The sequence below is a fragment of the Streptomyces sp. NPDC041108 genome (genome assembly GCF_055592645.1).
The window spans coordinates 19,578-30,757 of sequence record NZ_JBVIYK010000034.1 but is presented as its reverse complement, the minus strand read 5'-3'; the positions used below and the strand labels follow the sequence as shown (position 1 = coordinate 30,757).

Annotated in this window: 10 protein-coding genes; 9 read left to right on the top strand and 1 reads right to left on the bottom strand. The window is 69.9% G+C overall.

What is annotated here, in order from left to right:
* The first annotated feature begins 150 nt into the window (after positions 1–150).
* Positions 151–1,635 (top strand): NAD-dependent succinate-semialdehyde dehydrogenase, encoded by a 1,485-nt coding sequence (locus tag ACZ6BB_RS41115; protein ID WP_471620201.1) that lies wholly within the window; start codon positions 151–153, stop codon positions 1,633–1,635.
* Positions 1,636–2,002: 367 nt separating this feature from the next.
* Here the strand turns inward: ACZ6BB_RS41115 and ACZ6BB_RS41110 are convergent, their stop codons facing one another.
* Positions 2,003–2,908 carry a LysR substrate-binding domain-containing protein gene (locus ACZ6BB_RS41110; protein WP_471620200.1) on the bottom strand — a complete coding sequence of 302 codons (906 nt, stop codon included), beginning with the start codon at positions 2,906–2,908 and terminating at the stop codon, positions 2,003–2,005.
* 110 nt (positions 2,909–3,018) lie between these two features.
* Between ACZ6BB_RS41110 and ACZ6BB_RS41105 the strand changes: the two genes are divergently transcribed.
* The 8 genes from ACZ6BB_RS41105 (at position 3,019) to ACZ6BB_RS41070 (ending at position 11,091) form a co-directional block, all read left to right on the top strand.
* On the top strand, positions 3,019–4,212 hold the full coding sequence (locus ACZ6BB_RS41105) for a four-carbon acid sugar kinase family protein (RefSeq protein WP_471620199.1): 1,194 nt from the start codon (positions 3,019–3,021) through the stop codon (positions 4,210–4,212).
* Positions 4,209–5,198, top strand: a complete 990-nt coding sequence (gene pdxA, locus ACZ6BB_RS41100) for a 4-hydroxythreonine-4-phosphate dehydrogenase PdxA (RefSeq protein WP_471620198.1) — start codon at positions 4,209–4,211, stop codon at positions 5,196–5,198. The genes ACZ6BB_RS41105 and pdxA overlap by 4 nt, the downstream gene beginning before the upstream one ends.
* A 46-nt stretch (positions 5,199–5,244) precedes the next feature.
* Positions 5,245–5,904 carry a HisA/HisF-related TIM barrel protein gene (locus ACZ6BB_RS41095; protein ID WP_471620197.1) on the top strand — a complete coding sequence of 220 codons (660 nt, stop codon included), beginning with the start codon at positions 5,245–5,247 and terminating at the stop codon, positions 5,902–5,904.
* A gap of 379 nt (positions 5,905–6,283) precedes the next feature.
* Positions 6,284–7,423 (top strand): N-methyl-L-tryptophan oxidase, encoded by a 1,140-nt coding sequence (solA, locus tag ACZ6BB_RS41090; RefSeq protein WP_471620196.1) that lies wholly within the window; start codon positions 6,284–6,286, stop codon positions 7,421–7,423.
* 18 nt (positions 7,424–7,441) lie between these two features.
* Positions 7,442–8,413, top strand: a complete 972-nt coding sequence (locus tag ACZ6BB_RS41085) for a succinylglutamate desuccinylase/aspartoacylase family protein (RefSeq protein ID WP_471620195.1) — start codon at positions 7,442–7,444, stop codon at positions 8,411–8,413.
* A gap of 529 nt (positions 8,414–8,942) precedes the next feature.
* Positions 8,943–9,404 (top strand): Lrp/AsnC family transcriptional regulator, encoded by a 462-nt coding sequence (locus ACZ6BB_RS41080; protein ID WP_471620194.1) that lies wholly within the window; start codon positions 8,943–8,945, stop codon positions 9,402–9,404.
* A 216-nt stretch (positions 9,405–9,620) separates the two neighbouring features.
* Positions 9,621–10,169, top strand: a complete 549-nt coding sequence (locus tag ACZ6BB_RS41075) for a transposase (RefSeq protein ID WP_471620193.1) — start codon at positions 9,621–9,623, stop codon at positions 10,167–10,169.
* Positions 10,170–10,212: 43 nt separating this feature from the next.
* A complete protein-coding gene (locus ACZ6BB_RS41070) occupies positions 10,213–11,091 on the top strand; it encodes a GNAT family N-acetyltransferase (protein WP_471620192.1) in 879 nt (292 codons plus the stop codon).
* The last annotated feature ends 89 nt before the right edge of the window (positions 11,092–11,180 follow it).

The window sequence follows — 11,180 nt, the reverse complement described above, 5'->3', positions numbered from 1 at the left end:
GTCCGCTGGCTCGGCACCGGACGACAGGACTCCCTCCTCTCCGTCGACAACACCGTCGGCGTCGCCACCCCCGGAGGCGAAGCCGTATGACCACCCACCGATCCTGCTCGCTCCACACACCATCCTGCGATCAGCGAAAGAGCCACGTACATGACTGACACGCTCACCCCTCCCTCAGCGGAGTCGGCAGTCCTGGAATCCGTCCCCCGTGGCTTCCTCGCCCACGGCTGGCAACCCGCCACCGGCGGTCGCACGTTCGAGGTGCGCGACCCCGCAACCGAGGAAGTCATAGCCACCGTCGCGGACTGCGGCGCAGAGGACGCGCTCGAAGCACTGGACGCGGCGGCCGCGGCCGCCGACAAGTGGGCCCTCACCAGCCCGCGGGACCGGGCGACCGTCCTGCACCGGCTCGCCGACGCCCTGGCCGAACATCGTGAGCGTCTGGCCCGGATCATCACCCTGGAGATCGGCAAGACGATCAGGGAAGCCCGGAGTGAGGTCGACTACGCCGCGGCCTATTTCCGCTGGTACGCCGAGGAGGCGGTCCGCCCACACGGGCGCAGCACCCCCTCCCCGGACGGCAGGAGCCACATCGTCACTGTCGCCGAACCGGTCGGGCCCTGCCTGCTGATCACTCCGTGGAACGTGCCGCTGGCCATGGCGGCCCGTAAGGTCGCCGCGGCCCTGGCCGCAGGCTGCACCGCCGTGCTCAAACCGGCCGCGCTCACCCCGCTGTCGTCCCTGGTGCTGGGCGAGCTGGCACGTGAGGCAGGCGCGGCTGAAGGTGTCCTGACCGTGATCACCAGCAGCGACGCGGCAGCGGTCACCGCGGCGCTGCTGGCCGACCCCCGGCTGCGCAAGCTGTCCTTCACCGGGTCCACCCCGGTCGGCAGGCTGCTGCTTCAGCAGAGCGGTGCCCGGGTGCTGCGCACCTCGATGGAGCTGGGCGGCAACGCGCCGTTCCTGGTCTTCGACGACGCCGACCTCGACCTCGCCGTCCGCGAAGCGATGATCGCGAAGATGCGGCTGGGCGGCCAGTCCTGTGTCGGCGCCAACCGGTTCCTGGTCCAGGAGGGCATCGCCGACGCATTTGCCGTCGCACTGGCCGAACGGATCGCCGCTGTCCGGGTGGGCTCCCCGGACCGGGAGGACACCGAGCTCGGCCCGCTGGCCGACCACAGGGCAGTGGACAAGGTCCGCCACCTCGTCGAGGATGCCGTGGCCCGTGGCGCCGTTGTCATCGCCGAGGCGGACATCCCCGACGGGCCGGGCCACTACGCCGCCCCGACCGTGCTGGACCACGTCCCCGCCGACGCCGCGATCATGCACGAGGAAGTCTTCGGACCTGTCGCCGCCATCCACCGGTTCTCCACCGAGGACGAGGCCATAGCCGTGGCCAACAACACCGAGCACGGCCTCGCGTCGTACCTGATGACGTCCCACATCGACCGCGCCCGCCGGGTCGCCGCCCGTCTGCAGGCCGGAATGGTCGGCATCAACCGCGGGCTGGTCTCCGACGTCGCGGCACCCTTCGGCGGGATCAAGCAGTCCGGCCTGGGCCGCGAAGGCGGGCCCGAGGGCCTCCACGAGTACCAGCAGCTCAAGTACCTTTCCCTGCCGGGTTTTCACACCTGAGCACGCAGGACCAGGCATAGAGCTCGCCCGCGTCCTGACCGGGGAGCCGCCGAGGTGACCATCCGTTCGGCTACGGGTGCGCCGACCCCTCGCGCAGGGCCTGTTCGTGCCCGCCTGCGCGCCGACGCCGTCGTGCCACGTTACGGGGTATCACCGGCTCCCGATATGTGCAGAGCGTGCGCGCGACCGCGTGTTGCTCGTGAAGGGGCCACGGTGTGCACGCCGCACCTGCCCATCGGCCGCACCATGCGTATCGGCGGGCGCAGGGAGTGCAGCCGCAGCACCGTCCCGGTCTCCACGCCCTGGGTCCTACCGCGGCGGCAGCCAACCGGGACGCCCGAGCAAGGAAGGTCCGTCAGCCGAGCGGTCACACCGGTTCGGGATCGTTCTCGAGCCGGCTCGTCTTGGCACGCAGCCATGCCGTCAGCCGGCGGACGCGTCCGTCCTGCTCGGGTGATCTACGGCTGAGCAGGTGGTAGCTGGTGCCGTCGGGGACGAAACCGAAGGGTGCGACGAGTTGCCCGCGCTCCAGGTCGTCGCGGACGACGGCGTACGGGGCGATCGCGACCCCGACGCCGGCCGCGGCGGCCTGGAGGGTCAGGTAGAAGTGCTCCAGAGTCTGCTGGGAGGCGGGCTCTGCCTGCATGCCGGTGAGACGCCGCCAGTCGTTCCACGCCTGCGGTCGTGTGGCGGTGTGCAGAAGGGCTACCTGCGATACGCCGGCGTCGCCGGTCAGACGGGGCGCGAGATCGGGCCGGCAGACGGGTCCGATCCGCTCTGCGAACAAGCAGGTCCGGCTCGTCGCCTCTTCGGGGAACGGGAAGTCGTCCCGGCGGATCGCGAGGTCGATGTCGTCGCGCTCGAAGAAGACAGGGCCGCCGCCTGCGGACAGGTGGACGGCGACGTCCGGCACGTTCACGGCCAGATCGGGGAGCAGGGGAATGAGCCATCGCATCAGAAGGGTGGGCTCGCACGAGAGGGTGAGCGGTCCTGCGAGTGTGCGGTGTGAGAGCTGCCGGGCCGCCGCATCGATCTGATCGAGCGCGTCCCGGACGACGGCCGCCAGCCGTCGAGCCTGCGGGGTCGGGCGCAGGGCGCGTGTCTGCCGCTCGAACAGCGATACACCAAGGGACCGTTCCAGGTTCTGGACCTGTCGGCTCACCGCGCCGTGTGTGACGTGCAGTTCCTGCGCCGCCGCGGTCATGCTCGCGTGCCGGACGGTCGCCTCGAAGGGCAGCAGCGTATTCAACGGAGGTAGGGCCGACCATTGCATGCGTGAATTCTACTCACAGGTCCTGTGAGAATGAATCGTTTGTCCTGCTCTTATATCTGAACGACCATTGAAATGTTCACAGATAAGAGCGGCTGACGGAAAGGCGGGGCATGACATTCCGCAACGACCCGCGACAGGGCATCGCCATCCTGGCGGACGACCTCACCAGCGCAGGGGACGGTGCCGCACCGTTCCGTCAGGCAGGCCACGAGGCCCGAATCCTGCTCACCACCACAGTGAGCGTGCCGCAGAATGCCGTGGACGTGAGTGCGGTCGACCTCGGGAGCCGGGTGCTGGACGAGGAGGCGGCTGCTTTGCGTACGTGGCGGGCGGCCCGCCTGTTCGCCGACTCCGAATTGCTCTTCAAAACGGTGGATTCCACCCTGCGCGGTCATGTCGCGGCAGAGGTCCGGTCGGCATGGGCGGGTTCGCGGAGGCGGGCCGTCGTCATCGCTCCGGCCTTCCCCGCGGAGGGCAGAGTGACGGTGCGGGGGGTCCAGTACGTGCGGGACGTACCGGTCCACGAGAGCGACTACGCCCGCGACCCGGTACACCCCGTGCGCTGCTCGGACCTCGCCACGCTGTTCCCGGAGGCAGTTCTCGCGCAGCGGGAGCGGGCAGCCGAGCTGCCCGAAATGATCGGGAACGGGGAACTGATCGTCTACTCCGCCGCCGAAGACGGCGACCTCGACCGCCTGGTGGCAGCGGTGCCCCGGCTCGACGAAGTGCTGTGGGTCGGCTCCCCGGGTTTGGCGGCCGCCCTGGCCCGACGGTGTGCCCGCGCCCCGAGCAGCGTGGCCTCACCGCCCGCACCGGCCCGACGTCCACTGATCGTCGTCGGCAGCACCAACCCGGCGACTCGGCGGCAGTTGGCCCGGCTCCACACCAGAGGAGACGTCCAGGGTGTCACCGTCAGCGTCGATCCGGCCCCGGCCGTTCAGACGCTGCGAAGCATGACGGCCCCCATCCTCACCCTGCAGACACCCGATGAGCGCCACACGTCACAGACCGCACAAGTACTCGCCCGCTCTCAGGCAGCAGTCGTCCGGACGCTGATCGAAGACCGCACGGTCGACGCGCTCGTCGTCACGGGGGGAGAAACGGCCACCACCGTGCTCCTGCCCCTTGGCGCCACCGGCATCGACCTGCTCGACGAACCCGAGCCCGGCGTCGTCCGGGGATCTCTGATCGGCCCATCCCCCCTTCCCTTGCTGATCAAGGCAGGCGGCTTCGGCGACGACGCCCTGCTCCTGCGCCTGTGCCACCTCGTCCGACATCACCCCGACCCGGGAGAGCACGCATGACCCCGATCGCCATCACCATGGGCGACCCCTGCGGAATCGGTCCCGAGATCACCCTCAAGGCGTGCGCCGATTCGCGCCGCACGGTGCCCGTCGTCGTCATCGGCGACATCGGCGTCCTCGACCGCGCCAACAAGATCGCCGACACCCACCTCGCACTCCGCCCCATCTCATCGGTCGAAGATGCGGAGTTCGCCCCCGGCACGGTGGACGTCCTCGCAGAGAACGGCCTTCCGGCCGACCTGCACTGGGGGGCACTCGACGCCCGAGCCGGAGCGGCATCCTTCCAGTACGTCCGCCGCGGCATCGAGCTCGCGATGGCCCACGAGATACGGGCTCTGGTGACCGCGCCGATCAACAAGGAAGCCCTGCGCCTGTCCGGCGTCCCCTATCCCGGGCACACCGAGATCCTCGCCGACCTGTCCGGCACCACCGACTACGCGATGATGATGGCCACCGACGAACTGCGGATCGTCCTGGTCACCGTGCACCAGTCGCTCCGCACCGCGATCGACGCGATCACCACCCCGCGCGTACTCGACATCATCCGCCTCACCCAGCGCACACTTCAGCGCGGCGGCCTGCCCGCCCCCCGCATCGCCGTCGCCGGCCTCAATCCCCACGCAGGGGAGAACGGCCTGTTCGGCCGCGAGGATCTGGACATCATCGCCCCCGCCATCGAAGCCGCGCAGGGCGAAGGCATCCAGGCCAGCGGACCCTGGCCCGCCGACACCGTCTTCATGCGAGCCCGCGCCGGAGCCTTCGACGTCGTGGTCGCCCAGTACCACGACCAGGGCCTCATCCCCGTCAAGTACCTGGGGATCGAACACGGCGTCAACATCACCATCGGCCTGCCGTTCGTCCGCACCAGCGTCGACCACGGCACCGCCTTCGACATCGCCGGTCTCGGCACGGCCGACCACACCAGCCTGCTCGCCGCCCTGACCCACGCCGACCGCCTGTCCTCAGGGGCCCCGGACCGCCTCTGACCCACCGACTCACATCAGCCCCCGGCACAGAGAACCGAAGGACACCATGGACTTCATCTTCATGCTCACCCGCGACGACCGCACCGTCACCGACTGCCTCGATGTCCTCGACACCATCGAAGATCTCGGCATCACCCACATCGGATTCAAAGACATCGGTGTGGACCCCGGCACCCTCGCCAAGCTTCACACTCGCATCAGGAACATGGGCGCCACCACGTACCTCGAAGTCGTCAGCACCCACCGGGACCAGGCCCTCGCCTCCGTACGGACGGCAACCGAACTCGGCGTCGACTGGCTGATGGGCGGCACCTGGATCGAGGAGACCCTCCACCTCCTGCACGGCACATCCATCGGCTACCTGCCCTTCGCCGGAGAACCCGTGGGGCACCCCACCCGCCTCGCGGGCAACCCGGACCGCATCGCCGATGACTGCCGACGAGCGGAGGCCGCCGGCTGCGCCGGCGTCGACCTCCTCGCGTACCGCGCCACCGATGCCGACCCCCTCGATCTGGTCCGCGCTGCCCGCGCCGCCACCACCGGCCGCCTGGTCGTCGCCGGCTCCATCACCGGCACCGACCAGATACAGGCGCTCGCATCAGCCGGAGCCGACGCCTTCACCATCGGATCCGCCGCCTTCGACGGCACCCTGCAGCCCCACGCCGGCACCCTCCGGTCCCAACTGGCCCCAGTGGTGGGCCTGTAGCGTGACCGCCCCCGGGAACCCAGAAGCAAGGCGGCGCGGAGCGCCCCGTGCGTGGGGCAGCGGTCACCGCTTCGCCGTCCGGGACGAAGTGGCATCCGCCAGTGCACGAAGCCCGGGCGAGTCACGAGTGAGGTGAGGTCGAGTCACGCGGCCATCCGCTGGGACCTCTTGACTCCCCTCTGAACCGCCGCCATTCTATGTGCCAGATAATAGCACAGCATGCCACATTGTGGCACGAATATGACGAGCAGGGTGGCTCCCCGGATTCGGGACGGACACGAGCCTTGGGGCCCAAGGGGCGCGCCCCCTCCAAGTCGCCGCACAGCATCCTCCCGCTTGGGGCCCAGCTTGCGGACCGGCGCTACGAAAGGAAAGTCCTGTGTCAGCTGCCAGGAAGCGCGTCGCGGTGGTCGGCGTCGGAACGATGGGCAGCCAGGCCGCCTGGCGGCTGGCGGCCCGCGGCGCCGAGGTCGTCGGCTACGACCGCTACGCACCCGGCCACGACCGAAGCGCCGCCGGCGGTGAGACCCGGGTCTTCCGCAGCGTCCAGACCCACGACAGCCGCTATGTGCCGCTCGTCCGGCACGCCGACGCCCTCTGGAAGCAGTTGCAGACGGAGACCGGGAGGGAACTGCGCCGTCTGACGGGAGCCCTGGTCATGGGGCCGGCCGACGACCCCGAGATGCGTAACGTCATGGCCGGCATCGCCGAGCACGGCCTCGACCACGAGATGATCGACGCCGAGGCGATGACGAAGCGTTTCCCGCAGTTCCGCGTCGGCGACGGTGACCTGGTGGTCCTCGACTCCCACGCGGGATTCGTCCGCCCCGAGCTGACGGTCCAGACCGCGGCCCGGCGTGCCGAGGAGTTGGGGGCCCGGATCCGCCGCTACACGCCGGTGCGGGAAGTCACTCCCGTCGCCGGAGGAGGCGTGGAGATCCGCACCGACACCGACACCGAGCGCTTCGACGCCGCGGTCGTCACGCCAGGCCCCTGGGTGGGCGACCTGCTCCCCGACCTGCCGTGGGAAGTGAGCGTCTACCGTGCGATCAGCGCCTGGTTCCTGCCCCACGAGGACCATCCGGCAGACGCCGAGCGTCCCGCCTTCATCCGCTGCGGCGACATCCCCTTCTACGGCATCCCGTCCCCGGACGGCCTCACCGTCAAGCTGGGCCTCCCCCAGCCGTACCACAAGCCCGTGGACGACCCCAATCGACTGAACCGGACCGTCGCACCGGAGGAACTGGAGACCTTCACCACGGCGGTGCGACGCCACCTGCCCGGCCTGAATCCCGACCCGGTGCGCCTGTCCGTGTTCATGGAGGGCTACACCGACAGCACTCGCCCGCTGGTCGGCCCCCTGCCGGGCTGCGACGACATCATCCTGATGGCCGGCTTCTCCGGCCAGGGCTTCAAGATCTCGCCCGCCCTGGGCGACATCGCCGCGGACCTCGCCCTGGAGGGCCGCACCTCCCAGCCGATCGACTTCATCACCACAACCCACCGCACCGCGGCCTGAGCCCGAACGAGGTAAGCCATGACCCTGACCATCGGCCCGCTGACGGCCGAGCCCGGCCGGAAGACCCGAGGGAGTCTGTCCGCGGACCTCGGCACCACGACAGCGGAGGTGCCCCTGATCCTCGTCAACGGCTCCCGGCCCGGCCCCAGGGTCGTGATCACCGGTGGTGTCCACGGCGGCGAGTTCATCGGCGTCGACGCCGCCACCCGCCTGGCCGGGCTGCTGGAACCGGAAGAGGTCGCCGGCCAGGTGGTGATCTGCCCCGTGGCCAACCCCCCGGCCGTGTACGGGGGCAGGCTCAACATCTCCCCGCTGGACGGCGTGAACATCAACCGCGTCTTCCCCGGCGACAAGGACGGGGGCCCCACCGACCGGATGGCGGCCTGGCTGTTCGAGCACCTGATCGACGGCGCCGACGCCTACGTGGACCTGCACAGCGGCGGAATCGACCAGCAACTGCTCGACTTCGTCGGCTACCGACTGGCCTCCGACGACGAACTGGGCGCGAAGATCAAGGGAATGGCCCACGCGGTCGGATACGAGCGGGTCATCTTCGGCACCAGCCCGGACGGCGGCAACAGCCACGCCGCGGCCAACCGGCAGGGGATCCCCGCGATCCTCGTCGAGACCGGGCAACTCGGCGACCGGCACCCGGTCACCGTACGCAGACTCCTCGACGGTCTGTACCGGCTCCTGCACCACCTCGGCGTCATCGAGGCGCCGCAGGACCTCGCACCGGTGACCGTGCAGCCGCGCGACTGGATCTGGACGGGCGAGGTCGAATCTCCGGTCTCAGGTCTCTGGTACCCGGACGCGGTCACCGGTGACGAGGTGACCGAGGGACAGACCATCGGCCGCGTCATCGACCCGGTCGACGGCACTGAACACAAGGTCTCCGCCGTCTCCACCGGAACGATCATCTACAACATGAACGGGCTGACCGTGCGCCCCGGCACGCACCTAGCCGCCATCGCCACCCCCCACGACTAGCGGGCCTCATGCCGGCCCGCTCAACCGCCCCCGTCCCAGGGAACCGGTCGTCCCGTCGAGCCCGTCCGCCCAGGTGGCCCACCCCGGCTCACGGAGGGCGAGCGCAACGCACTCGCCGGTGCGCCCAACCACTACGACAAGGGCTTCGACACGGACATCGACTGGTGCTGGAGAACGAAGGGGCCGCCACCAAGGCCGGCCGGAGTGGACTCGCGGCTCGACACTCGGTGCCGCCACACCGTCCGGCGACGTGGCCGGCGACAGGGCGGCCAAGCGACCGGCACAGCGCTAGAAGCTCCGCGACCAGCCTGGTCCGCGTCGATCGGAGGGACGGCCCGCCGAAGGCCCACCGCCATGGCCTCGCGTCCGGCACCCGGTCGCGCCGGAGACTCCTCCCTCGCGGAACACCCTCCCGGAACAGCAGGGAGTCCGGGCGGTTGCCGTGGCCACGCCGCCTCAAGGTCTGCGGCAGTCCCCCTTGCCGCAGGGGTTCGCAACCTCGCCCGATTCGCGAAGGAGACGGTCCGCTGTGGACGCCATCGACGAGAAGATCATCGCCGAGCTGACCCGCAACGCCCGCATCTCGCACTCCGAGCTGGCCGCCAAGGTGCTGCTGTCCCGCAACGCGGTGCGCCAGCGCATCGAGCGGCTGGAGCGCCAGGGACACATCGCCGGCTACACCATCGTCCGCGCGGGCCACGACACCGGCAGTGTCGTCACGGCGCTGGTCCTCGTCCACCGCCAGGACCGCATGCGCGGAGGCGACGTCCTGGCCGCGCTCAAACGCATCCCCGAGGTCGTCATCTGCGAGATCCTCAGTGGCGACTTCGACATCATGGTGCGCCTGGAAGCGGCCTCGCTGGAACGCGTGCGAGTCATCTGGGAGGACATCGCCCAGATGCCCGGCGTACGGGACACGGTCACCGCGCTCACCCTGTCCAGCGTCGTCAACCGCCCACGAGGAGAACCGGGGTCGGCGGCGGCGGGGTGAGCTGCGCCGTGGGATGTTCCCGGCCGAGCAGTCCGCCCTGGGTCACGGGGCCCATCGCGTTCGTCCTGGTGAGAGGGCTTCTCGCACATCCGGGCGGCGGCCGCGTAGCCGATGTGCGACGGACGGACGGCGGTCATCCACTTCGCGACGGCACGTGGAAGCGAGTCTTCACCGAACTGCAGACCCAGGCCGACGAGAACGGCCTGATCACCTGGGATGTCAGCGTGGACTCAACGGTGTGCCGCGCCCCCGTCAGCACGCCCCCGGGGCGGTCGAAAAGGGGGATCTCCAGAAGGAGCCGCCCGGCGGCGTCGAGATCGAGCCGGACGACCACGGCTCGGGCGCTCGCGAGGCGGGCCGACCACCAAGGTCCGTCTCGCAGTCGAGCAGGGGCAAAAGCCCACGTCCATCGTCATCACGGCCGGACAGGGCGGGGGCTCCCCACAGTTCGAACCGGTCCTGGAACGGCTCCGAGTCCCCCGGCCGGGGCTGGGACGTTCCCGCACACGGCCTGACAAGGTGCGTGCGGACAAGGCGTACGGCTCCCGGAGGAACCGGGCCGGCCTTCGCCGACGCGGGATCCGATGCACGATCCCGCAGAAGAGAGACCAGATCCGCAACCGCAAGAAGCTCGGCGGCCTTCAGTTAACCCTTTGCCGAGGAACCGATGGGCCAGCTAAGTTCACCCAGCCGTCCATGTCGTTCCGGACCGGCACTGTCGACGAGGAGGTGTGGAGCACATGCGCAGGAGTGCCCAGCAGTTGAGCCCGCGTACTGACCCTTGCTACCTCCTCACGACGGAGACACCTTGTCGCTCCGCATCACCCCACTGACCGACCCCGCTCACGGGGCGCACAGTCGACGCCTTGCATGGCTGGCGTCCGACGCCGATTCCATCCCCGTCGGGACGGCCTTTCTGCGCCTGTTCGATGGCGGACAAGGGCACCTGGCCGAACTGGCCCTCCACGTCCACCCCGTGGAGCGGCGCAAGCGCGTCGGCTCCCGGCTCCTCGACGCTGCCGTGGCCGCCGCCCGGGACAACGCCCGACGCTGCCTTGTCGCGCAGGCCGAGGCCGGATCACCCGGCGATCACTTCCTGCCGGCCCGCGGCTTCCGCAAGGTGCTCACCCTGAGGTTCGCCCGCCTGCCACTGGCCGGCATGGACGCCATCGCGCTCGCCGAGATCATCGAGCGTCCGCATCCCGGCTACCAGCTGGCGTCATGGCAGGGAGCCGTCCCTGACGACCTCGCCCAAACGTTTGCCGCCTCACGCCGGGCCATGGACGACATGCCCATGGACGACACCGACTACGGCACTGTGGTCTGGGACGTGGACCGGGTCCGGGCCGCGGCGAAGGCCGTTGAAGATCGCGGCGACCAGCTGCACACGGTCGTCGCAATCGACACCTCCAACGACTCGATCGCCGGGTTCACAGAACTCGTCGTCCCCGGCAGCGGCACGGGTGACGGCCAGCACTACGGCACCGGCGTGCTGCCCGAACACCGCGGACACGGCCTCGGCCGATGGATGAAGGCCGAGTCGATCCGACAAGCCCACGGGCGCTATCCAGACCTCGGCGGCCTCCTGACCGACACCGCCGACAGCAACACGCACATGAGACACATCAGCGACAGCCTCGGCTACGTGCCCACACACACGACACTCCAGTATCAGCTCGACCTATAGGGGCGAGAGCACGGGCCGGACCTGGACATCACTTGGTCCGGCCCGTCGGCACTCTCACAAACCAGCCGCCTGCCGTGAACGGTCAGCCG

What these genes read in the sequence shown, in the direction of transcription:
- ACZ6BB_RS41115 (WP_471620201.1), top strand. Translation starts at nt 151, where the DNA reads ATGACTGACACGCTCACCCCTCCCTCAGCGGAGTCGGCAGTCCTGGAA.
- ACZ6BB_RS41110 (WP_471620200.1), bottom strand. Translation starts at nt 2,908, where the DNA reads ATGCAATGGTCGGCCCTACCTCCGTTGAATACGCTGCTGCCCTTCGAG.
- ACZ6BB_RS41105 (WP_471620199.1), top strand. Translation starts at nt 3,019, where the DNA reads ATGACATTCCGCAACGACCCGCGACAGGGCATCGCCATCCTGGCGGAC.
- pdxA (WP_471620198.1), top strand. Translation starts at nt 4,209, where the DNA reads ATGACCCCGATCGCCATCACCATGGGCGACCCCTGCGGAATCGGTCCC.
- ACZ6BB_RS41095 (WP_471620197.1), top strand. Translation starts at nt 5,245, where the DNA reads ATGGACTTCATCTTCATGCTCACCCGCGACGACCGCACCGTCACCGAC.
- ACZ6BB_RS41085 (WP_471620195.1), top strand. Translation starts at nt 7,442, where the DNA reads ATGACCCTGACCATCGGCCCGCTGACGGCCGAGCCCGGCCGGAAGACC.
- ACZ6BB_RS41075 (WP_471620193.1), top strand. Translation starts at nt 9,621, where the DNA reads ATGTCAGCGTGGACTCAACGGTGTGCCGCGCCCCCGTCAGCACGCCCC.